This is a genomic window from Streptomyces sp. NPDC003247 (assembly GCF_042888135.1).
Lineage (GTDB): Bacteria > Actinomycetota > Actinomycetes > Streptomycetales > Streptomycetaceae > Streptomyces.
The window spans coordinates 127,347-149,940 of sequence record NZ_JBIAPF010000016.1; the positions used below are offsets into that span (position 1 = coordinate 127,347).

The 22,594-nt window shown below is 75.3% G+C and carries 17 protein-coding genes; 9 read left to right on the forward strand and 8 right to left on the reverse strand.

Annotation, left to right across the window (positions count from 1 at the left end; all coding sequences use genetic code 11):
- The first annotated feature begins 33 nt into the window (after positions 1 to 33).
- Entirely contained in the window at positions 34 to 909 is an 876-nt protein-coding gene (locus ACFYWQ_RS37915; RefSeq protein ID WP_389523493.1) for a helix-turn-helix domain-containing protein, read from the forward strand.
- Between the two features lie 25 nt (positions 910 to 934).
- On the opposite strand, the gene ACFYWQ_RS37920 is transcribed toward ACFYWQ_RS37915, so the two are convergent.
- Positions 935 to 2,281 carry an MFS transporter gene (locus ACFYWQ_RS37920; RefSeq protein ID WP_389523496.1) on the reverse strand — a complete coding sequence of 449 codons (1,347 nt, stop codon included), beginning with the start codon at positions 2,279 to 2,281 and terminating at the stop codon, positions 935 to 937.
- A gap of 430 nt (positions 2,282 to 2,711) precedes the next feature.
- Between ACFYWQ_RS37920 and ACFYWQ_RS37925 the strand changes: the two genes are divergently transcribed.
- From ACFYWQ_RS37925 to ACFYWQ_RS37935, 3 genes are all read left to right on the forward strand, one after another.
- A complete protein-coding gene (locus ACFYWQ_RS37925; protein ID WP_389523499.1) occupies positions 2,712 to 3,572 on the forward strand; it encodes an MIP/aquaporin family protein in 861 nt (286 codons plus the stop codon).
- Between the two features lie 24 nt (positions 3,573 to 3,596).
- The gene (gene glpK / locus ACFYWQ_RS37930; RefSeq protein WP_389523501.1) at positions 3,597 to 5,114 is read left to right on the forward strand and encodes a glycerol kinase GlpK; all 1,518 of its coding nucleotides are present in this window, start codon (positions 3,597 to 3,599) and stop codon (positions 5,112 to 5,114) included.
- Positions 5,115 to 5,285: 171 nt separating this feature from the next.
- Positions 5,286 to 6,572 (forward strand): acyltransferase family protein, encoded by a 1,287-nt coding sequence (locus ACFYWQ_RS37935; protein WP_389523504.1) that lies wholly within the window; start codon positions 5,286 to 5,288, stop codon positions 6,570 to 6,572.
- A gap of 61 nt (positions 6,573 to 6,633) precedes the next feature.
- On the opposite strand, the gene ACFYWQ_RS37940 is transcribed toward ACFYWQ_RS37935, so the two are convergent.
- A complete protein-coding gene (locus tag ACFYWQ_RS37940) occupies positions 6,634 to 9,249 on the reverse strand; it encodes a SpoIIE family protein phosphatase (RefSeq protein ID WP_389523506.1) in 2,616 nt (871 codons plus the stop codon).
- Positions 9,250 to 9,601: 352 nt separating this feature from the next.
- Here ACFYWQ_RS37940 and ACFYWQ_RS37945 point away from each other — a divergent pair, with 352 nt between their 5' ends.
- The 3 genes from ACFYWQ_RS37945 (at position 9,602) to ACFYWQ_RS37955 (ending at position 12,822) form a co-directional block, all read left to right on the forward strand.
- Positions 9,602 to 10,690, forward strand: a complete 1,089-nt coding sequence (locus ACFYWQ_RS37945) for a substrate-binding domain-containing protein (protein ID WP_389523509.1) — start codon at positions 9,602 to 9,604, stop codon at positions 10,688 to 10,690.
- An 81-nt stretch (positions 10,691 to 10,771) separates the two neighbouring features.
- The gene (locus tag ACFYWQ_RS37950) at positions 10,772 to 11,542 is read left to right on the forward strand and encodes an ATP-binding cassette domain-containing protein (protein ID WP_389523511.1); all 771 of its coding nucleotides are present in this window, start codon (positions 10,772 to 10,774) and stop codon (positions 11,540 to 11,542) included.
- Positions 11,536 to 12,822: a sugar ABC transporter permease gene (locus ACFYWQ_RS37955; RefSeq protein ID WP_389523514.1), complete on the forward strand. Its 1,287-nt coding sequence runs from the start codon at positions 11,536 to 11,538 to the stop codon at positions 12,820 to 12,822. The genes ACFYWQ_RS37950 and ACFYWQ_RS37955 overlap by 7 nt, the downstream gene beginning before the upstream one ends.
- A gap of 125 nt (positions 12,823 to 12,947) precedes the next feature.
- On the opposite strand, the gene ACFYWQ_RS37960 is transcribed toward ACFYWQ_RS37955, so the two are convergent.
- Entirely contained in the window at positions 12,948 to 15,068 is a 2,121-nt protein-coding gene (locus ACFYWQ_RS37960) for a SpoIIE family protein phosphatase (protein ID WP_389523517.1), read from the reverse strand.
- A gap of 318 nt (positions 15,069 to 15,386) precedes the next feature.
- Here ACFYWQ_RS37960 and ACFYWQ_RS37965 point away from each other — a divergent pair, with 318 nt between their 5' ends.
- The gene (locus tag ACFYWQ_RS37965) at positions 15,387 to 16,556 is read left to right on the forward strand and encodes a PP2C family protein-serine/threonine phosphatase (RefSeq protein ID WP_389523520.1); all 1,170 of its coding nucleotides are present in this window, start codon (positions 15,387 to 15,389) and stop codon (positions 16,554 to 16,556) included.
- 339 nt (positions 16,557 to 16,895) lie between these two features.
- Here ACFYWQ_RS37965 and ACFYWQ_RS37970 read toward each other — a convergent pair whose 3' ends face one another.
- From ACFYWQ_RS37970 to ACFYWQ_RS37990, 5 genes are all read right to left on the reverse strand, one after another.
- Complete coding sequence (locus ACFYWQ_RS37970) at positions 16,896 to 17,771, reverse strand: SDR family oxidoreductase (RefSeq protein WP_389523523.1); 876 nt, start codon at positions 17,769 to 17,771, stop codon at positions 16,896 to 16,898.
- A gap of 42 nt (positions 17,772 to 17,813) precedes the next feature.
- Positions 17,814 to 19,469 (reverse strand): phytoene desaturase family protein, encoded by a 1,656-nt coding sequence (locus ACFYWQ_RS37975; protein ID WP_389523525.1) that lies wholly within the window; start codon positions 19,467 to 19,469, stop codon positions 17,814 to 17,816.
- Complete coding sequence (locus ACFYWQ_RS37980; RefSeq protein ID WP_389523527.1) at positions 19,462 to 19,962, reverse strand: SRPBCC family protein; 501 nt, start codon at positions 19,960 to 19,962, stop codon at positions 19,462 to 19,464. Before ACFYWQ_RS37980 ends, ACFYWQ_RS37975 begins: the two co-directional genes overlap by 8 nt.
- Positions 19,963 to 20,102: 140 nt before the next feature.
- Positions 20,103 to 21,008 (reverse strand): restriction endonuclease, encoded by a 906-nt coding sequence (locus ACFYWQ_RS37985; protein WP_389523531.1) that lies wholly within the window; start codon positions 21,006 to 21,008, stop codon positions 20,103 to 20,105.
- Between the two features lie 275 nt (positions 21,009 to 21,283).
- Entirely contained in the window at positions 21,284 to 21,784 is a 501-nt protein-coding gene (locus tag ACFYWQ_RS37990) for a hypothetical protein (protein WP_389523534.1), read from the reverse strand.
- A 147-nt stretch (positions 21,785 to 21,931) separates the two neighbouring features.
- Between ACFYWQ_RS37990 and ACFYWQ_RS37995 the strand changes: the two genes are divergently transcribed.
- Positions 21,932 to 22,579 carry an HAD family hydrolase gene (locus ACFYWQ_RS37995; RefSeq protein ID WP_389523536.1) on the forward strand — a complete coding sequence of 216 codons (648 nt, stop codon included), beginning with the start codon at positions 21,932 to 21,934 and terminating at the stop codon, positions 22,577 to 22,579.
- The last annotated feature ends 15 nt before the right edge of the window (positions 22,580 to 22,594 follow it).

Sequence of the window (22,594 nt, forward strand, 5' to 3'; positions counted from 1 at the left end):
CGATCGATCGGCACAGGCCGAGGAGCCGTCACCATGTCCACCCCCACCCCCGGCCCCAGCCAGGAGCTCGGTGCCTTCCTGCGAGCCCACCGCGAACTGCTCAAGCCCGCCGACGTGGGTCTGACGGCCACCGCGCGCAGGCGCACGCCCGGCCTGCGCCGGGAGGAGGTCGCCTCGCTCTCCGGCGTGGGCCTCGCCTGGTACACCTGGCTGGAGCAGGGCCGGGTCACCGCCTCCCGGCAGGTGCTGACCTCCGTCGCCCGGGCGCTGCGGCTGGACGCGGCCGGCCTGCGGCACGCCATGCGGCTGGCCGGCTACCACGAACCGGTGGCGTCCGACGCCGAACCGGGCGGCCTGGCCGCCGCCGTACGTCCCGTCCTCGACTCCTGGCCGACCAGTCCCGCGGTGCTGCTGGACCGCCACTTCGACCTGCTCGCCTGGAACGCCCCGTGGAGCGCCCTGTGGGGCAGCCCGGAGAGCGTTCCCGCCGACCGGCGCAACCTGATGTGGCTGATGGTGGCCGACCCGCGGCTGCGCACGGTGCTGCACGACTGGGAACCGCTGGCGATGAACATCTTCCAGCACTTCCGTGCCCAGGCGGGACCGGCGCTCGGCGACCCGCGCACCGGCGAGCTCTACCACCGGCTGGCGGAGGACGCGCCCGAGCTCCGCCACTGGTGGAGCTGCCACTCGGTGGCGGAGCTGACGGCCCGTTCCGTGACGGTCCGGCCTCCGGGGTCCGCGCCCATGACCCTGTCGTTGTCGTCGTTCCACCCGGTGGACGACCCGTCGGCGCTCGTCCTGCTGTTCACCCCGCTGACGGAGCAGGACCGGGTGCGGATGACCGCGCTGTGCGAGCGGCCGTTGCGGGCCGTGGCCCCGGACGGGGGTGAGCGGCAGGCGGGGTGAGTCCCGCCCGCCGCTCACCCGGGGCTCACGGCCGGGCGGGCTCCTCCGCCGCCGCTCCGGCCGCCGACGGTCCGTCCGCCGCTCCGGCCGCCGACGGTCCGTCCGGCGTGGCGGCCGTCGGCGGTCGGTCCGGTGTGCCGGTCCTGCGGCGCAGTCCGGTGCTGAGGGCGAGCGCCGCGAGCGCGGAGGCCAGGGCGAGGCCCGCCCCGACGACGAGCGTTCCGGTCCCCGTGTCGTCGAAGGCTCCGACGGCCCAGGCGCCGAGGCCCGTCCCGGCGTACATCGTCGACGTCAGCCAGGCACTGGAGGTGGCCCGCAGATCGGGTGCGGCCGTCCCCGCCAGGGTCTGCTGGTCGATGACGAACCCTCCGCTCGCCACGAACCAGACGGTGACGCCCAGCAGCGCGAGCACGAGGCCGGGGCCCGTGGCGGTGAGCGCGACGCCCGCCGCGAGGAGCAGGCCCCACACCGGGAGGAGCGGAAGGTGGTCGCGCCCCGCCGCCCGGGACCGGTCGCCCAGCCGGCCGCCGATCAGCGAGCCGGCCACGCTGCCCGCACCGACGAGAACGCCGACGAGCCCGAGGGCGGACACCGACAGGTCGAACCGGTCGACGAGCACCACGCCCAGGAAGGTGTAGGCACCCAGGTTGGCCGCGTGGAAGGCGGTGTTGACCCCGAGGGCCTTGCGCAGGGCGGGGTGCCCCCACGCGGCGAGCACGGCGCCGAGCGCCCCGCGGTCCGGGGCCGGCGCCCCGGGCACCGGTCCGCCGCTCACCTGGCGCACGAGAAGAGGAACGGCCGCCGCGGTACCGACGGCGAGCGCGAGGAACGCCGACCGCCAGCCCGTGGCGCCCGCCAGCAGTCCGCCGAGCGGCACACCGACGACCTGGCCGCAGGAGAACAGGGCCATACCGAGTCCGAGCGCGCGGCCCCGGACCCGTTCGGGGGCCGTCTCGGCGATGTGCGCCCAGATCGCCGGACCCGCGGCGGCCGCGGCCAGGCCGGCCAGCGCCCGGGAGACGATCAGCAGGGCGAGCGACGCCGACAGGGCGGCGGCGGCGTTGGACAGCAGGAAGAGCACGGTGCCGGCGAGCAGGGTGCGCCGCCGGCCGAGGCGGTCGCTGAGCAGCCCCAAGAAGGGCGCGGTCACCGCGTAGACCAGGACGTAGGCGGTGACGCTCTGGGCGGCCGCCGACTCGGACACGTCGATGTCGTCCGCGATGGTCGGCAGCAGCGGGGAGACGAGGAAGGTCTCGGTGCCGAAGAGGAACAGGAGCAGGAAGACGCCCGCGTAGCGCCACCGGTCGAACGTTGTCCGCCCGGGGTCGGCCGCGGTATCGGCGGCCGGGTCGGGGCGTCCGCTCGCACTCACCAGGGATCACTGCCTCTCAGGAACGGGGAACGGGGAACGGGGACGAGGGAAAGGAACGAGGGAAAGGAACGGGGGGAAGGAACGGGGGAAGGAACGGGGGAAGGAGGACGGGAACAGAAGGCCGCCGCCCCGGCCCCGGGCGGCCCGCGACGGGACCGCGACGGGCCCGCGACGGGACCCCGACGGGACCGCGACGGGACCGCGCCGCGCGGCCGCGGCGGACGGCGCGGGAGCACGGCGGCCCCGCCCGCCCATCGTGTCCGCGGCCCACGACGTCAGCCAGGCAGGCGTTCGTCCTGTGACCAGGACCCACAGGCAGCGGGCGGTTCGCTACGACATATGCGACAAGTCCATGATCGCCTTATGCTGATCTGAGACAAGCTCGGGCACTCGACAGCCGGCCCGGAGCCGGCGGGAAAGCGGGCTTCCCATGGCTGATCGGTTCAGAAGGTCGGGGATGATCGGCGAGTTGTCGGCGGAGTTCGCCGGCACGATGGTTCTCATCCTCTTCGGCTGTGGCGTCGTGGCCCAGGTGGTCGCCGGCGGGGCGCTGACCACGCCGCCGGGCGGCCTCGGGAACCACGACAGCATCTCGTGGGCCTGGGGCATCGGCGTCACCCTGGGCGTCTACGTCGCCGGCCGGATGAGCGGAGCGCATCTCAACCCCGCGGTGACCGTCGCCCTGGCCGCGTTCAAGGGGTTCCCGTGGCGCAAGGTCGTGCCGTACGCGCTGGCGCAGACGGCCGGCGCCTTCGTCGCCGCGCTCATCGTGCGCTGGAACTACACCGAGGCGCTCGCGAAGGCCGACCCCGGTCACACCTACAAGACGCAGATCGTGTTCTCCACCCTCCCGGCCAACGGCAACACGAACCTGCCGGTGTACGAGTGGGGCGCCTTCCGCGACCAGATCATCGGCACCGCGATCCTGCTGCTGCTGATCTTCGCGGTGACGGACCTGCTCAACAACCCGCCCGGCGCGAACCTGGCCCCGTTCATCGTCGGTCTGATCGTCGTGGCCATCGGCATGGCCTGGGGCACCAACGCGGGGTACGCCATCAACCCCGCACGCGACTTCGGCCCCCGGCTGGCGAGCTTCCTCACGGGCTACGGCGGAGCCTGGCGGGACCAGTACGGCAACTTCTACTTCTGGGTACCGATCCTCGGTCCCCTGATCGGCGGTCTGCTCGGCGCGGGACTGTACAAGGCCTTGATCGGCCGGTTCCTCCCCACGGCGGAGCCGGAGCCCCCCGGCCGCGTCCCCGCCCCCGAGCGCCGCCCCCCGCACAGCTGACCCCCGGACCGGAGGCGGTACCCCATGGCTGACTTCGTGGGCGCGGTGGACCAAGGGACCACCAGCACCCGTTTCATGATCTTCGACCACTCCGGCAACGAGGTGGCGAGGCACCAGCTGGAGCACACCCAGATCCTTCCGCAGTCCGGCTGGGTCGAGCACGACCCGGTGGAGATCTGGGAGCGCACCAACTCGGTGATGCAGACCGCCCTGCGCAACGGCAATCTCGTCGCGGAGGACCTCGCGGCGATCGGCATCACCAACCAGCGGGAGACCACCGTCGTATGGGATCCGCGCAACGGGCGCCCCTACTACAACGCCATCGTCTGGCAGGACACCCGCACCGACTCCATCGCCGCGGCCCTGGACCGCTCCGGCCGGGGCGACGTCATCCGCCGCAAGGCGGGGCTCCCGCCGGCGACCTACTTCTCCGGCGGCAAGATCCAGTGGATCCTGGAGAACGTCGACGGCGTCCGCGAGGCGGCGCGTCAGGGCCACGCCCTCTTCGGCAACACCGACGCCTGGGTCCTGTGGAACCTCACCGGCGGCCCCGACGGCGGTGTCCACGCCACCGACGTGACCAACGCCAGCCGCACCATGCTGATGGACCTGGAGACCCTCGACTGGGACGACGAGCTGCTGGGCTTCTTCGACATCCCCCGGGAGATGCTGCCCGCCATCAACCCCTCCTCCCACCGCGAGGCGTTCGGCGTGACCCGCTCCTCCCGGCCCATGCGGGCCGCCATCCCCATCAGCGGGGTCCTCGGCGACCAGCAGGCGGCCACGGTCGGACAGGTCTGCTACGCGCCGGGCGAGGCCAAGAACACGTACGGCACCGGCAACTTCCTCGTCCTCAACACGGGCACGGAACTGGTGCGTTCACGGCACGGGCTGCTGACCACCGTGGCGTACCAGTTCGGGGACAGCCCGGCGGTGTACGCGCTGGAGGGTTCCATCGCGGTCACCGGGTCCGCGGTGCAGTGGCTGCGCGACCAGCTGAAGGTCATCGGTACGGCGGCCGAGAGCGAGACACTGGCCCGTACCGTGCGGGACAACGGCGGCGTGTACTTCGTTCCCGCGTTCTCCGGCCTGTTCGCCCCGTACTGGCGCTCCGACGCCCGCGGCGCGATCGTCGGCCTGGCCCGCTACAACGACAACGGCCACCTCGCGCGGGCGACGCTGGAGGCCATCTGCTACCAGAGCCGGGACGTCGTCGAGGCCATGGAGCAGGACTCGGGAGTCCACCTCGACGTGCTCAAGGTGGACGGCGGGGTGACCGCCAACGACCTGTGCATGCAGATCCAGGCGGACGTGCTCGGTGTTCCGGTCAGCCGCCCCGTCGTCGCCGAGACGACCGCGCTCGGCGCCGCCTACGCGGCGGGCCTCGCCACCGGTTTCTGGCGGGACACGGACGAACTGCGCACCCACTGGCAGGAGTCCAGGCGCTGGGAGCCCGCCTGGTCCGACGAGCAGCGCGCCGAGGGCTACGAGGGCTGGAAGAAGGCGGTGGAGCGCACCCTGGACTGGGCCAAGGTCGAGTAGCCGGCGACGGTTCCGGTCCGGCCGTTCCCCGCGCCGGAGCCGGTATCCTGCGCTCCTCCGTGCGAGGATCCCCCAGGCCACCGGGCCTTCGGGCGGGACCCCGGGCGACCGTTCACCGGGGTGCGGAGGGGAACCTCCTCGTGCCGTCCGAAGGTGAAGGACCGATCCTCGTTGACCTTGACACCGGCGGCCGGCCGCGACCGGCTGCCCTCGCTGACGGGGCTGCGCTTCTGGGCCGCCCTGCTCGTCGTCCTCTACCACCTGTCCCGTCAGGTCGGGCCCGTCCCCGGCCTGAGCGAGGCGGTCTGGTACGGCCGGAGCGGGGTGACGTTCTTCTTCGTGCTGTCGGGAGCCGTCCTGGCCTGGACGTACGACGGGGCGCGGGTGCCCGCGCGGGTCTTCCTGTGGCGGCGCTTCGCCCGCGTCTGGCCGCTGCTCGCCGTCAGCGTCGGGTTGTCGGTCGCCGTGTGGGCCGTCATGGGCCGTACCGTCCCGGCCGGGGCGGTGGCCGCCACCCTGCTGCTGGTGCACGCCTGGTTCCCGCAGCCGGTCGTCTTCACCGGCGGGAATCCGGCCGCCTGGTCGCTGAGCGACGAGGCCTGGTTCTATCTGCTCTTCCCGGCGCTGCTGGCGGTGCTCGCGGGCCGTCGCGCCAGGGTGTGGGCGTGGACGGCCGCCGGCGTCGTCGGGGCCTCCCTGGTGCTGTGGCCGGCCCTGTCCGGTCTGCCGCCCACGACGCGCAACTGGGCCCTCGACTACCTGCCGCCGACCCGCTCCCTGCACTTCGTGCTGGGCGTGGTGGCCGGGCTCGCGCTCCGGCGCGGCCGGCGGCCTCCCCTGTCGCTGCCGGTGGCGATCGCCCTCGTCGCCGGCTGGCACCTGGCCCTCGTCCCCTGGTCGCACGCCGTTCCGGACATCCTCTGGTACAGCCCGTACAACGCCTCGCAGTGGCTGTCGGCGCCGCTCTTCGCCGCCCTGATCTGCGCCGCCGCCCGCGCCGACCTGGACGGCAGGCGCACGGGCCTGGGCGGGGCCTGGATGATCCGGCTCGGGCACTGGTCGTTCGCCTGGTACCTCCTGCACGAGATCGTGATCCGGGTGGCCGTCTTCCACTGGGGCAAGCCCGCCCCCGGCGGCGAGACGGCGGCCTTCTGGGCGGGAGCGGCCGCCGTCAGCCTGGCCCTCGCGGCCCTGGCCTACCAGGGGGTGGAGCGCCCGGCCGAGCGGTGGCTGCGCGGCCTCACCGGCCGGTCCTCCCCAGCCTCCGCGTCCTCCCCTGCCCCCGCGTCCTCCCCAGCCTCCGCGTCCTCCCCTGCCCCCGCGTCCTCCCCAGCCTCCGCGTCCTCCCCTGCCCCCGCGTCCTCGCGGGCCGACGCGTCCTCGGAGTGCGACGCCCCCTCGCAGGCCGACGGCGCCGGCGCCTCCGCCCCCGTGTCCGGCGGTCCGCCCGGTCGGTGAGCTCCCGGGCGGCGGGCGACCGCGCCTCCGCCGCCGTGCCGGCCGCGTCGCTGTCCGCGCCTCACCACAGGCTCCCCGGTTCGGTCGGGGGCGGCGGGTCGCCGGTGGCCGGGTCGCGGCAGGTCACGACGATCTCGCTCCACACCTGCTTGCCGCCGGCCACCGGTACCGAGCCGGACGACTCGGACACCGCCTCGACCAGCAGCAGGCCCCGGCCGCCCGTCGACTCCCAGTCGACGATGACCGGTTTGGCGGGCGCCCGGGGCGAGGAGTCGCTCACGCTGACCCGTACCCGGTCCCCGCGCAGCACCAGGTCGATGCGGACCGGGCCCTGGGTGTGCACCAGGGCGTTGGTGACGAGTTCGGAGACGACCAGCAGCACCGCGTCGGCCGCCTCCTCCACCCGCCACCGCCGCAGCGTGCGCGCGGTGAACCGGCGGGCGTGCATGACGGCGTCGGGCAGCCGCCACACCGCCCAGCCGGCCTTGACGGGACGGGTCTCCATGCCGTCGTAGCGCAGCAGCAGCAGCGCCACGTCGTCCTCCCGGCGGCCGCCGTCGCCGAGCAGGGCGTCGGCCATGGCCCCCGGGTCCGCCGCGTCCGCCGCGGCGAGCGCGGCGCGGGTGCGGTCCATGCCCTCGTCCAGGGGCAGGTCGGCGGACTCGACCAGGCCGTCGGTGATCAGGGCGAGCACCGTGCCGGGGGTCAGGGTGACCGAGGTCATGGGGAACTCGGCGTCCGCGAGGATGCCGAGCGGAGGCCCGCCCTCGACCTCCGCCTCCTCGGTCGTGCCGTCGGGGTGCCGCACCAGCGGCGCGAGGTGCCCGGCCCGCACGAAGAGCAGGGTCCCCTCCTCCATGTCCACCTCGGCGTAGCAGCAGGTGGCGAACAGGTCGGTCTCCATGCCGACGAGGAGGCGGTTGGCGTGCGAGAGGACCACGTCGGGCGGGTGGCCCTCGACCGCGTACGCCCGTACGGCGGTACGCATCTGCCCCATGATCGTCGCGGCGGCGGCGCTGTGCCCCTGCACGTCACCGATGACGAGCGCCACCCGGTCCTCGGTGAGGGCGATGACGTCGTACCAGTCGCCGCCCACCTGGAGTCCCCGCCGCGCCGGCAGGTAGCGGGCGACGGCCGTGCCGCCGGGCAGTTCCGGCAGCCGCCGGGGCAGCAGGCTGCGCTGGAGCATCGTCGCGAGCTCCTCCTCGGCGTCGTGTGCGTGCGCCCGGGTGAGCGCCTGTCCGACGAGCGCGGCGGCGGCGGTGAGGAACGACCGCTCCTCGGGGGCGAACGCGTGCGCGTGGTCCCAGCCGACCAGGCACACGCCGAGGATCCGGCCCTTGGCGGGCAGCGGCAGCACGGCCAGACCGCCGGGACCGAGGTCGACGAGTGCGGGACCGGGGGCCGCCCCCGCGGGCCACAGGTCCATGCGGCCGTCCCGCAGAGCGGCCCGGAGGGCGGACAGGGCGGCGTCGGGCACCTCGACGAGCGGCTGCTGCTCCGGGCGCGGCGCCGCGCGCCAGCTCCCGGGCCAGTCCGCGGGCTCCGGCGGGTCGTGAACGGTGACGTCGAGCCGGCCGTCCTGCGCCTCGGCGAGGGCCACCCGGCCGGCGCCCAGCGGCTCCCGCAGCGCGGTGACCGCGACCCGGCCGACGTCCCGTACGGTCGTCGCCTCGTCGAGGGCGGCGGTCAGCCACTGGATGCGGGAGACGTCGTCGGGGCCGCGGCGCAGCACCGGCGTCGCGGTGACCACCCCGAGGATGCGGTCCGGCCGGTCGCCGGTGCCCGCCGGCACCCGGCACGCCAGGCTCAGCCAGCGGAGCTCGCCGGTGGGGCAGCGGACGCGGAACTCCAGCTCACGCCGGTGGCCGAAGGCCTGGGCCGACGGTTCCAGGACCGCCATCAGGGCGTGCATGTCGTCGGGCAGGGCGTGGGAGAGCAGGGTCTCCGCCTTGCCGTCGAAGTCGTCCGGGGTGATGCCGGTCAGTTCCAGGAGGGTCTCGTCCGCCTCGACCAGCCCGGTGCCGGGCACCAGGACGAAGGAGCCGATGCCCAGGTTCCGCAGGGCCGGGGCGAGCAGCGACGAGGGCGCCGGGCGGCCGGCTGCGGCGCGCAGCAGGCCGGAGACCGCTTCGGCGCAGCGCTCCAGGAGGTGGCGCCGTTCGGCGTCGAAGCCCTGCGCGTCGGTCCCCGCCACGACCAGGCAGCCACGCCGTCCGTCCGCCGTCCGCAGGGGCAGCGCGGCGAGCGACCGGCCGGGGGGCGGCGGGCCGCCCTCGTCGTCGTAGGCGGCGCGTTCCAGGTCGTTCAGCCACAGGGGCCGGTCCGTGCGCACGGCGTGGGCCGCGGGCGAGCCGCCGGACAGGGGCAGGCGCTCGGGCAGTCCGTGCGCGTGGTCGGTGCCCGAGGAGGTCTCGGCCAGTCCGTGCGCCTGGTCGGTGCCCGAGGAGGTCTCGGCCAGCCGGAGGTCCTCGCCGTCCGCGGCGGGCACGTAGACGGCCGCGAGCGCGGCCCCGGCGAAGCTCAGGACGCGCTCGCTCGCGGTGGACCCGGGCACCTGCGGGGGTGCGCCGGTGGGTCCGGCCAGGAGCGCGGGCGCGCCCGCGCCGGTGGTGGCGCCGGCCTCGGGGGCCGACGGCTCCCAGAGCCCGGTCCGGGCCCGGCCGTCATGAGGCATGTCCGCGACCACCTCCCCGTGGAGGCCTCGGGTACCGAGGTGTCGAACGGTCGGGTGTCGACGGGTGGGACCCGGCACCCATCCACCAGAATCGCATATGCGGCCCCGGTGGACAGATGTCGACGAACATGCAGCATTCGCCCAGGACCGCGGCCGGTGCCACACTGTCGACGTGGCCGTCTTGCCGTTTCCGCTCGGCCCGTTCCTCCCGGACGGTCGGCGCCTGTCCCCCTTCGCCACGGACGGTCGGCGCCTGTTCCCGCGCCCTGGCCGTACGGGCGCACGCCCGGGCCGTGCGGCGGGCCGCGGTGCTACACGGGTGGGGGAGGCCGGCCGGAGGGAGGGCTCCCGGGTGAAGGTCCGCCTCCGGGGCGTGGCCGTGATCGTGACCGCGGGCTCGGCGGCCGTCTCCCTGGCGGCCTGCGGCTTCGGTACCGGGTCCGGCTCCGGCGAGGGGGACGGGCCGAGCATCGGTCTGCTGCTGCCGGAGGCCACCGCGGCCCGCTGGGAGACGCGGGACAGGCCCCTGCTGGAGAAGGAGATCGAGCGGCGGTGCGGCGACTGCGTGATCGAGCACGCCAACGCGAGGAGCGATGTGGCCCTCCAGCAGAAGCAGATGAACTCGATGATCGCCAGGGGCGTCGACGCGATCGTGCTCGCGCCCGTGGACGCCAGGGCGCTCGGCCCGACCGTCGGCAAGGCCGAGGAGGCGGGCATCCCGGTCATCTCCTACGACCGTCTCGCCGCGGGCCCGATCGCGGGCCACGTCTCCTTCGACGCCGAGGAGGTCGGCAGGCTCCAGGGCACCGCACTGCTGAAGGGCATGGGCGCGCGGGCGTCCGACGGCCAGATCGTCATGATGAACGGCGATCCCGGCGACCCCAACGCGGCGGCGTTCGAGAAGGGCGCCCTGTCCGTCCTCACGGGCCGGGTGAAGATCGGCAAGACGTACGACACCCTCCAGTGGCGGACCGAGACCGCGCACACGAACATGTCCGGGGCCATCGCCGCACTGGGCGCCGGCAACATCGACGGGGTGTACGCGGCCAACGACGGGCTCGCCGCGGGCGTCGTCTCCGCCCTCCGGGCGAACGACGTCGAGCCGCTGCCCCCCGTCACCGGGCAGGACGCCGAACTCGCGGCCGTACGGCGCATCCTGGGCGGCGACCAGTACATGACCGTCTACAAGCCGTTCGCTCCGGAGGCCGCGGGCGGTGCCGCCATGGCAGTGGCCGCGGCCCGCGGGGAGAGCCTCGGAAGGATCGCCACGGACACCGTCCGGACCCGCGACGGGACCACGGTCCCGGCCATCACGCTGACCCCGTCGGCCGTCACCGCCGGCACCGTCGCCGACACCCTGGTGAAGGACGGCGTGTACACGGTCCGGCAGCTCTGCACCCCGCGCCTCGGGAAGGCCTGCGGCGACGCCGGACTCACCTGACCCGCACCCCCGGGCCCCGCACCCCCGGGCCCCGCACCCCCGGGCCCCGGGCCCCGGCCTCCGGGAAGGAGATGGTTCTCCGTGCCGGCTCCCCCCTTGCTGGCCCTGCACGGGGTGTGCAAGCGCTTCGGCGTCGTCGAGGTGCTCCGGGACGTCGAGCTGGAGATCCACTCCGGCCAGGTCGTCGCGCTGCTGGGCGACAACGGGGCCGGCAAGTCCACCCTGGTCAAGGTGATCTCCGGGGTCGTGCCCGCCGACCGGGGCGCCGTCGAGTGGGAGGGCCGGCCGGTCCACATCAGGCGCCCCCAAGACGCCCGGGACCTCGGCATCGCCACCGTCTACCAGGACCTGGCGCTGTGCGGGAACCTGGACGTCGTCGGCAACCTGTACCTCGGGCGGGAGATCCGCCGGTTCGGGTTCCTGGACGAGGTGGAGATGGAGCGCCGTACCCGGCACCTCCTGGAACGGCTGACCCGGGACCTGCCCGATCTGCGGGCCCCCGTCGTCTCCCTCTCCAGCGGCCAGCGCCAGACGGTCGCCATCGCCCGCTCGCTCCTCGGCAAGCCCCGCGTCCTGCTCCTGGACGAGCCGACCGCGGCGCTGGGGTTCCAGCAGACCACCGAGGTCCTGGACCTCGTCGACCATCTGCGCGACCGCGGTCTGGGGGTCCTGCTCATCAGCCACAACATGGGCGACGTCAAGGCCCTCGCCGACCGGGCGGTGGTGCTGCGGCTGGGCCGCAACAACGGCTTCTTCGACGTGAACACGGCCCCCCAGGAGCAGATCATCTCCTCCGTCACCGGCGCCACGGAGAACGTGCCCCGCCGGCCGGCCACCCGGGAGGCGTGGTGAAGGAGACACGCGGCAAGGCGGACACCGCACGGCCCGCCGGCTCCCCCGCGCCTCGCGCGCCGGCGTCCCGGGCACGGGACGGACGGGCCGTCGTCCGCCCCCTGGCGGACCGGGTCGCCGCCGTCCGCCGCAGGCTGGGCACCGGTGACCCGGGCGCCCTCCCCGTCGTGTCCGTCCTCGCCGTGGTGTGGATCGTCTTCCAGTGCCTCGACCCGAACTTCCTCTCCCCCCGGAACCTGTCCAACCTCAGCGTGGACATCGTGGGCCCGGGGATGATCGCGGTCGGCATCGTCTTCGTGCTGCTGCTCGGTGAACTCGACCTGTCGGTCGGCTCGGTCAGCGGTCTCGCGGCGGCCGTCTTCGCCGTCCTGAACGTGAACAACGGCGTGCCGGAGTGGCTCGCCGTCGTCATCGCGGTGCTCGCGGGCACCGCGGCGGGCTCCGTCCAGGGCTATTCCTTCGCCAAGACCCGGGTACCGGCGTTCGTCGTCACCCTCGCCGGGCTGCTCACCTGGAACGGCATCATGCTCTCCGTCCTCGGGACGAGCGGCACCATCACGCTCGACGAGGACGGGCCGGTCGCGCAGCTGACCAGCTACCACTTCGGCCACGACGCCGTCGCCTACGGCGTGGCGGCGGTCGGCACCGGCGCGGTCCTCGTCGTGTCCCACCGGGACCGCAGGCGCCGGGCGGCCACGGGCATGCCGCACCGCTCGCGCCGGGTCGTGGCGGCCCGCACCGGCGCCGTCGCCGTGGCCGCCTTCGGCTCGGCGTACGTACTGAACCGGTTCCAGGGGCTGCCGCTCGCGCTGCTGGTCTTCCTCGTGGTGGTGGCGGGCCTCGACATCGTGCTCCGGCGCACCCACTACGGACGGCAGGTGTACGCCGTCGGCGGCAGCGCCGAGGCCGCCCGGCGCGCCAGCATCGGCGTCACGCGCGTGCGGACCGCCGTGCTCGCCGCCTCGGGCACCATGGCCGCGATCGGCGGCCTCTTCCTCGCCTCGCGGATCACCTCGGTGAGCCAGAACTCCGGCTCGGGCGTCCTGCTGGTCAACGCGATCGCGGCGGCCGTCATCGGCGGCACCAGCCTGTTCGGCGGACGCGGGACCACCTGGTCCGCGGTGCTCGGCATGCTGGTCATCCAGTCGATCTCCTCCGGCATGGCCATCACGGACACTCCGGCGGCCGTGCAGTTCGTGATCACCGGTGGAGTGCTCTTCGCCGCGATCGTCATCGACTCGCTCTCCCGGCGCTCGCAGGAGGCGTCCGGGCGGGTCTGACGCGCGGCCGAGGGCGACGGGCGGTGTCGTGTGGTTGCCCTGTCGCCGCCTTCGTGGGTGTCGTCGTGGGTGTCGTCGTGGGTGTCGTCGTGGGTGTCGTCGTGGGTGTCGTCCGGGGCTGGGCGTCATCCGTCCGGTACGTGCCGCAGGAGGAGGAGGGCGACGTCGTCGGTGCGCCGGCCGGCCGTGCCCGACCTGGTGAGCAGGGTGTCGAGGAGCCGGTCCGGATCCCGGTCGTCGGCGTCGGCGAGATGCCCGGCGAGCTCCGCGATGGCGTCGTCCAGGTCGACCCCCGGTGTCTCGATGAGCCCGTCGGTGTAGAAGACGAGCGTCAGCCCCGGAGCGAGGGGCGTCCGCGTCACCGGGAACTCGGCGTCGGGGTCGATGCCGAGCAGGGGTCCGGGCGGTACGTCCACGGGCCGGGTGGTGCCGTCGGCCAGGCGCACCAGCGGGGGCGGGTGGCCGGCGCTGGCCAGGGTCAGCCGCCGGGCGGCGAGGTCGAGATGGGCGTAGAGGCAGCTGGTGAACAGGTCGGTGCCGAGATCGGTGAGGAGCCGGTTGGTCCGGGACAGGACCTCGCCGGGAGCCGTGCCCAGGGTCGCGTGGGCGTGCACTCCGGTACGGACCTGGCCCATCAGCGCGGCGGCGGCGACGTTGTGGCCCTGGACGTCGCCGATGACGGCCGCGGCGGCGCTGTCGCCGAGCCGGATCACGTCGTAGAAGTCCCCGCCGATGTCCATCCCCCGCGTCCCGGGCAGATAGCGGGCGGCGACCCGCAGCCCGGTGACCGTGGGGAGGGTCCGCGGCAGCAGCGCCTGCTGGAGGCCGTGGGCGAGCTCCAGTTTGGTGTCGTACAGGCGGGCCCGGTCCAGGGCTTGGGCGATGAGCCCGGCGAGCGACGTCATGACGGCGCGTTCCTCGGCCGGGAACACGTGGGGCTCGTCGTAGGAGAGGATGCAGATGCCCACGGGGCGGCCGGACGTGATCAGCGGCAGGAACGCCCACGCCTGCTTGCCGCTGATCCGGGGCGCCTCGGGATAGATGCGGAGCATGTCCTCCGGTGCGGCGAAGAAGGCGGGGATGCCGCTGGCGATGGCCTGGCCGGCCGGGGTGAAGCCGGTGTCGAGGGGGAGGCTGTCGAGCTGTGCGATGGTGGCGGCGTCGTAGCCGCGGTGGCCGGTGATCCGCAGCCGGCCGCCGTCGACGGTGGACAGCACCAGTCCCTGGGCGCGGAAGGCGGGCATGATCTGGTCGGCGACCAGGTTGACGACGTCCCGCACGCCGACCACCTCGGTCAGCCCGGCCGCCAGGTGCGTCAGCTGGTAGAGCTGGCCGGCCCGGGCGGGCGCGGCGGCGGGTCCGGGACTGCGGGTCGCCGGCCAGGGCGGGGGCCGGCCGCCGATGGGGACGATCCGGACACTGATGCCGCTGGCGTCCGGATAGAGGTGGAAGTCCATCCACCGGTCCGGCGGGCGGCACGCCGTGAAGGCGACGGGCTCCCGGCTGAGCACCGCGGCGCGGTAGCGGTCCTCGTAGGTGGGGTCGTCCAGCCAGAGCAGCGACTGCCACGGCAGGGTGCCCAGCAGCTGACCGGCGGTGCGGCCCAGCAGGGTGCAGGCCCCGGCGCTGAGGAAGGTGAAGCGTCCCTCCAGGTCCAGGGCGCAGCTGCCGCCGGGCAGGCGTTCGGCGAAGTCGGCGGCGGCCATCGCCGGGCCCAGGCGCCGGTGCCCGGCCCCCGTGGGCAGCACCCGGATCCCCCGGCCGCACGGCGAGGGCCTGCCCTGCTCGACGGCCTCCTCCAGCAGCCGCGCCAGGCTCCGGCAACTGGCCTCGATGTGGCCCTGCTCCCGCCGGCTCATGCGCGAGGGGCGGGTCGCCGGCCACATCAGCAGCAGGGCGCCCAGCCGCCGGCTCGCGGTGACCGGGGCGGCGACCAGCGCCAGCGGGTAGGGCAGCACCATCGCGGTGCGGGGGTAGGACTGGGCCAGCTGTCCCTCGCCGCCCACCCACACCAGGCGGTCGTCGCGGACGGCGTCGGCGACCGGGGCCGGAGCGGACAGCGGGACCGTCGCCCACGGCGTCGCGAGTTCGGCGGGCGCCCCGCACAACAGATCCAGGCAGAGCATGCGCTCGTCGGGCGAGAGCACGTACAGGGCACCGATGGTCGCGCCGGTACGCCGTACCGTCTCCGTGAAGACGGCGTCCAGCGCCTGCGTGTCGGCGGCCGGATCACCCGGGCTGGTCACGCGCCACCTCCCGTCGTCGGTGCGGACCGCGGACCGGCCGCGAGTCCCCGGCCGAGGGTCCCCAACCGTGGGACCCCAGCCGTGGGACGCCAGCCGTGGGACGCCAGCCGTGGGACCCCGTCCGCGGGGCTCCCGTGCGCGGGCCCACCGGCTCGCCGCCCGCCGTGCCCGACCTCGCCCTAGGGCGACGGTACGCCCGTGGAGGGCGGTCGGCGCGGTGTCCGGCGCCCCGGCCCCCGGCCACGCCGCGACGGTGGGCGGATAGTGCGGGAGGGTGTGGGGGAGGGGTTCTCCTCGTCTCCACGTCCGGGAGGGGCGGTGGGTACAGGTACGACGGGTACGGGTGCGGGCACGGGTACGTCGCGGGAAGCGGACGGCGCGGCCCGCGTCGCCGGTGCGGGACGGCCGGCGCCGCCGCTGCGCTGGGCCGTGGTGCTGGGCTGGCTCGTGGGACTCACCGTGCTCCTGGCGGTCGTCGGGTTCTTCCTCGGCCGGGAGACCCGGCTGGCTCCGTTCCTGGTGGTGGTGCCGGCGCTGGTCGCCGGGCGGGGCACGGTACGGCAGACCGCCGTCGCGGCCGCGTGGACGACGGTCGTGATCGTCGCGGCTCTCTTCGACGCCGCCGAGGACACGGCCGGCGCGGCGGTGGCGACCGTCGTCTTCGCCCTGGTCTTCAACGGTCTCAGCCTGGCGCGGGTGATCCAGCGGGTCGGCGACGAGGGTGAGATCGCCCGGCTGCGGTCGGCCGCCGCCGCCCTGCAACGGCAGCTGTTGCGCCCGTTCCCGCTGGTCACCGACCATCTCCTGGTGCACGGCCTGTACCGGCCGGTGGAGGAGGACAGCCGCGTGGGGGGCGACGTCTACGAGGTGGTGGCGTCCCCCTACGGCAGCCGTGTCTTCATCGCCGACGTCCAGGGCAAGGGGCTGCCCGCCATCAGCGCGGCCTTCGCCGTGCTGAGCGCCTTCCGCGAGGCGGCCGTGTCCGAACCCACCCTCACCGGGGTCGTCGACGCCCTGGAGGACGCGGTGCTGCGGCACAACTCCTTCGCGGCGCAGGTCGGCGAGAGCGAGCGGTTCGTGACGGCGCTGGTCCTCGGTGTCGACTCCGGGCAGGAGGTCCAGGCGATCAACTGCGGCCATGTCGCGCCGCTGCTGCTCGACGGCGGGCGCGCCGCTCCGGTGCTCCCCGGCGAGCCCTGCGTCCCCCTCGGCCTCGACGCCCTGACCCCCGCGCCGCGCACCGTCGAGTGGTTCGGGTTCCCCTCCGACGGCACGCTCCTGCTCTGCACGGACGGCGTCACCGAGGCCCGCGATCCCTCGGGCACCTTCTACCCCCTGGAGCAGCGGGCCGCCGGCTGGAGCCGGATCCGCGCCAGTGAGGTGCCCACCGTCCTCTACCGGGACCTGCGGCGCCACGCCGCGGGCGCGCCCACCGACGACACCGCGCTGCTCGTACTGCGCCGACGGGCGGACGCGGGGGTCGTGTGAGCGGGGCGGGGGCGTCGCGTGAGTGGGGCAGGGGCGTCGCCCGAGCCGGACGGGGGTCGTCGCGTATGCCGAACGCGGGGGTCGTGTGAGCCGGACGGGGGTCGTGTGAGCCGGACACGGGCGTCACGTGAGCCGGACGCGGGAAGGCATCGCCCGAACCGGACACGGGGGGGGGCACCGCCCGAACCGGACACGGGGGGGCACCGCCCGAACCGGACACGGGGGGGGCATCGCCCGAACCGGTGTCACCAGACGGCGTCGCCCGAGCCGGAAGCGGGGGACCGCCCGTGCCGGTGTCACCAGTCGGGTGCGCCCCGCCGCCGGGGCCGGCGGGGCCGCTCAGTGCGCGGCATCGCTGTCGGCCCGGCCGCCCGCGCCGAGCGGGCCCGTCGGGCGGAAGGGCTCCTCGGCCTCCAGCCGGGGCAGCGCGCGCCGGCACCGGCGAAGTACCAGGGGTGGCAGGGCGGCCCGGGTGACCTGGGCCAGCCGTAGCCAGGCGGGCACGTAGACGGCGGTGCGGCGCCGCTCCACCGTACGGGCCAGGCGCTCCGCGACGGCCTCGGCCGGGTGGACGCGCCGGGCGGGCGGCGGCATGTTCGCGCGCAGCTCGCGCAGCACCACGTACCGGTCGGCGTCCCGGATCATGTCGGTGTCGGTCCAGTTCAGGTAGGCGATGCCCACCGCCACCCCGTGGTGGGCCACCTCCGCCCGCAGGGAGTGGGCGAAGGCCTCCACCCCGGCCTTGGAGGCGCAGTAGGCGCTCATCATGGGGGCGGCGCCGATGGACGCGAGTGAGGCGACCTGGAGGAAGTAGCCCTCCGTGCGCAGGAGGTCGGGCAGGAAGGTGCGGGCCGTCAGGGCGCTGCCGACGAGGTTCACGTCGACGACCCGGCGCCAGGAGGCCATGTCGGCCGTGGCGAAGGGGCCGCCTTCGGCGATGCCGGCGTTCGCGACGACGGCCGACGGCGGGCCGAGGCGCTCGCGGACCGTGCCGGCCGCCCGCCCGAGGGCCTCCTCGTCGGTGATGTCGGCCTCGACGGCCAGGGCCGGGGCGGGCAGCGCTGCGGCGACGGCCTCCAGCGCCGTTCCCTCGTGGCCGATCAGGGCCAGTCGGGCTCCGCGCCGGGCGAGGGCGTGGGCCTGGGCCGCGCCGAGGCCGCGGGCGGCCCCCGTCACGACGACGGTGCGGTTGCGGAGAGGGCTGTCTGCTGCCACGGCTTGCTCCGATCGGTCCCCGCGGGGGCGCGCCCGCGGGGCTCAGGGGGCGGGGGGTGCGGGGGGTGTGCGGCCGGGGTCCGGCTCGTCGCCGACGCGGTCGCGCCGGGCGAGGACGCGTTGCATCCGGCTCAGGCCCGGGGCCCGGTGCCGCCGCAGCGCCGCGCGGGCGGCGTTGGCGCCGGGGGCCCCGTGCACGCCCCCGCCCGGATGGGCGCCCGCGGAGGCGAGGAACAGCCCGCGCACCGGCGTCTCGGGGCGTCCGGTGCCGGGCACCGGGCGGAAGACGAGCTGCTGGTGGAGCGCGGTGGTGCCGCCGTTGATGGCTCCGCCCCAGAGGTTGGCGTCCAGTTCCTGGAGGGTGGGCGGGGCCAGGACGCGGCGGGCCCGGACCAGTGACCGGAACCCCGGCGCGAACCGTTCGACCTGGCGTTCCACGCGGTCGGCCATCACGTTCCGCTCGTGGTCGTCCCAGGTGCCGGTGAGGCCCTCGTCCCCGGCGTCGGACCTGATGCGGTGGGGCACGTGGGTGTACGCCCAGGCCGATTCCGTGCCGCGCGGGGAGCGGGAGGCGTCCGACGTCGTCATCTGCCCGAACAGCGAGAACGGACGGTCGGGCACCTGGGCCATGGCGATCTGGGCGGCGAAGCGGGTGAGCTCGTCGAGGCCGTCGGCCAGATGGACCGTGCCGGCCTGCGCGGCCCGCTCCGCCCGCCAGGGCACGGGACCGTCCAGGGCCCAGTCGACCTTGAACGTGGCGAAGTCCCACTGGAACCGCCGCAGGTCCGCCAGCAGCTGGGAGGGCAGGTGCTCGGGTTCGAGGAGTTCGCCGTAGAGGGCGGGGACGGACACGTCCGCGAGCACGGCGCGCCGCGCGGCCACCGTGTCGCCGTCGGCGGTGCGCACGCCCACGGCCCGGCCGTCCCGGACGAGGATCCGGCCCACCCGCCGCCCGCAGCGCAGGACGCCCCCGCGTGCGCGCAGCCGGTGCACGAGGGCCGCGGTGAGCGCGCCCGCGCCGCCGACCGGCACCGGGAACCCGTACGTCTGGCCGAGCATGGCCATCAGCCAGCCGAAGCCTCCGCTGCCCGCGGCGTCCGGCGCGAGGTCGGCGTGCAGCGCGCTGCCGGCGAGCAGGAGCCGGCCGCCCTCGCCGCCGAACTCCTCGTCGCCCATCCGCCGCACCGGCAGGACGAGCGTCCGCGCGAGGCGCAGCCCGCCCGCTCCCCGCAGCCGCAGCGCGAGCCGCGTCGTCGCCTTCAGCGGCGGGAACGGCGTGAACAGCGCGTCGAGGATGTCGGGGCGCAGGCGCTCCCACACCTCGTGCAGGCCCCGCCAGGCGGCGCCGTCGCCGGGGTGGAAGGCGTCGAGGGAGGCCGCGGTGGTGTCGATCCGGCGGTCCAGCACCGCGCACCGGCCGTCGGGCAGCGGATGGGCCAGGACGCGGGGCGCGTGGCTCCACCGCAGACCGTGGTCCTGAAGGCGCAGCCCGGCCAGCACCGGGGAGGCGGCGGCCAGCGGGTAGAAGGAGCTGAAGAGGTCGTTGACGAAGTCCGGGTCGACGCCCCGGTCGTGGCGCACCCCTCCCCCGGGCTCGGGCTGTTCCTCCAGGACCTCCACGCTCCAGCCGGCGTCGGCCAGCAGGTTGGCCGCCACCAGCCCGTTCGGCCCGGCCCCGATCACGACGGCGTCAGGCATCGCCGCCTCCGCCCGCGGCCCGCCCGGCCGGCCCGGCACCCCGCCCGCCGTCCCCCTCGCGGGCCTCCTCCTCGCAGACCCTGGCCAGCCGGGCGAGCATGGCCCGGTGACGGAGCTGGATCAGCGCCTCCACCGCCACGTTGTGCACCGCGCCACCCGCTCCCTGCAACGGGTGCTCGTCCACGATCACCAGGCAGTGCTCGCCCCAGGGCCGCAGTTCGACGGCGATGCGGGCGGTGCCGAGCGCACCCGCCCGGGCCTCCAGTTCGAGGCAGGTGCCCTCCTCGCAGCGCCGTACGACCGTCTCGTTGGTGAGCCGCAGGGGGCCCAGCCGGATCTCGTACCGGATGGCCGCCCCCGTGCGGGGCCATTCGCCGCGCACGGGGTACGACTCCGATGTCCCCACCACCCAGTCCGCGTACCGATGGCCGTCCGCAAGGACGGCCCACACCGTTGCCGGGTCCGTCTTCACCAGTCGATGCCGCACCGCCACAGCAGCCTCCAGGGTTCAGCGTTCGCTCACCGCCAAGTGCCCACTTGGCGGTGAGCGAACCAGGACGATCACGGACGTCCCCGGCGGGTGACGCGCGCGGGCGGACGGCCGGCGACGCCGACGACGTGCCCGGGTGCGGCTCAGCCCTCGGCGCGGCACGCCTCCCAGGGCCTGGGCCCCGTGCCGGACCGCCACCCCTCCAGGTCCTCGGCGGCCACGCACACGATGCCGCACTGCTCGGCGTACTCGGCGGCGGGTGCCGTGAAGTCGCTGGTCGTGACGACGACGGCGACATCGGCGGCGTGGACGGTGAAGCAGGTGCCGCCGAAGCGCTGGAGGTCCTGCGATCCGACCTTGTGGCCGTCGGCGTAGCGCTTGCACTGGATGACGACGGTCCGCCCGTCCGGCGCGACCGCCAGGACGTCGGCGCCCAGGTCGCCCGCCCCGCCGACGACCTCCACGTCCGTGCAGCCGTCGCGGGCGCACAGGCCGGCTATCGCCTGTTCGAACTCGGCCGGGTCCAGCTCCTCGCCCCAGGCGAGCGGGGTGCCGGGGGGAACGGGCGCGGTGGGCGGCGCGTCCTCGTCCCGGTCGGGCGGCGGGGCTGCCGTCGGCACGGGATCGTGGGCTGCGGGACCGGGCGCGACGAGGTCGGGTGCGACGGGTGCGGGCGGGGCGGGTGCGGCTGAGGCGGGCGGGGCGGCGTCCAGTGCCTCGGCCGCCGTCTCGGCCGCCTCCTCCAGCGCCTCGGTGGTGCGCCGCACGAGCCGGCGGGCCGACCACCGCCGCCGGCCGCGACGCCCCGCGACCACGCCGGCCACCACCAGGAGGAGCACGGCCGCCACCCCGGCGGGGTGCCGCTCCCAGGCGGCCGCCGCGGTGCGGACGGCCATCCCGCCGAGGGTGAGGAGCAGGGCGAGGAAGGCGAAGAAGAAGGCCGTCGACCGCAGATCGAAACGGCGACGGCGCGCGGGACGCGCACGGAGACCGGACGGCCCGGACGGCCCGGGCGGCACAGGGGGCAAGGGGCGAGTGGGTGCGGTCACGGTGGTACGTCCTCCCCGTCGTCGAAGGCCTCGGTGATGATCACTGGGCCGTGTGCCCGGGTACGACGGGTTCACCGCGCCGACGGTGACGGCGATCGGCGCCTGGCCGGGGTGGCACCGCGGCCGCCGGCGCGGGCGTGGCCCGCGCCCTTCCCGCCCGCGGGCGGGAAGGGCGCGGTCCGGAGGTTCCGGGCCCTTCCCGCCCTGCGAGGACGGCGGCGGGGACGACGAAGCGGGGACGGGAGGGAGGGCTTGGAGGGTTGAGGGCCGAGCCGTCAGATCCGTCCACCGGTGAGCCGGGTGAGCGGTCCCTGCGCGGGGCGGCCGGAGCGGCGGCCCACCGCGTAGGAGGCGGCGCTCAGCGCCGTCAGACCGGCCCCCACGCCGGCGGCGACCAGCTTCCGGTGGGCGATGACGGTCCAGGCCGTCCTGGCCGTGGCCGCGACCTGCCCCGAGGTCGCGATGATCGCCTGGCGGCCGGCCTCGACTCCGCGGGCGGCGCTGTGCGCGGCACCCGTCGTCACCTCCGCGGCACGACCGGCCGCGGACGCCACCGCCGACGTGGCGTCACCGGCCTTGCCCGCCACCGCCGACGTGGCGTCACCGGTCTTGCCCGCCACCGCCGACGTGGCGTCACCGGTCTTGTCCGCCGCGTTCTGGGCGGCCCGTGAGGCGGGAGCGGTCGCCTTGCCGGCGGTCCGCCGGGCCTTGTCCGCGGTCACCCGCTTCGATGCGGTGTCTTCGTTCGGTTGCCTGTTCGGTTCAGTCATGGACATCGCTTTGCCTCTCCGTCCGCGGGCAAACACGTAGGGCGCCCACCGGCCGCCCGGCGTCCGCGCCGCGACGCCGGCGGCCGGTCGCGGCGGGCTCCGGGGTGGGCTCCGGGGTGGGCGGCCGACCACCGCGTGGGTAGGGTCACGTCCATGCGCCTCGCCCTCTTCGACCTGGACGGCACCCTGGTCGACCGGACGTCCGCCTTCGCCGACGCGATAGCCGACCTCTGCCACGACCACGGGTACGGACCCGAGATCGAGCGGTGGCTGCTGTGCGAACTCGCCGACCACGCGGACCGGGGCGACTTCGCCCGGCTGCGCGCCCTGTTCGGGCTGGGCGAGTCGGCCGAGCACCTGTGGCGGGTCTACGTCGACCGCATGGCCGCCGCCGTCACCTGCCGTCCCGCCGTCCTGCACAGCCTGTCCCGTCTGAAGGAGAACGGCTGGAGCGTCGGCGTCGCGACGAACGGGGCCTCCGACATCCAGCGGGCGAAGGTGCGCGCCACCGGCCTCGCCGACCTCGTCGACGGCATCGCGGCCTCCGGCGACATCGACGTCCGCAAACCCGACCCGCGTCTGTTCGAGCTGGCCGCGGCGCGCTGCGGCACACAGCTCTCCGCCGACGACTGGATGACCGGCGACCAGCCGGAGGCCGACATCCGGGGCGGGCACGAAGCGGGCCTGAGGACCATCTGGGTCACCGGCCGGCCCTGGCCCGAGGGGCTCGCCGTGCCGCACCACACGGTGACCGACGTCACCGAGGCCGTCGACCACCTGCTGGCACACTCCCGCACCTAGGACCGTCCGGCCCGT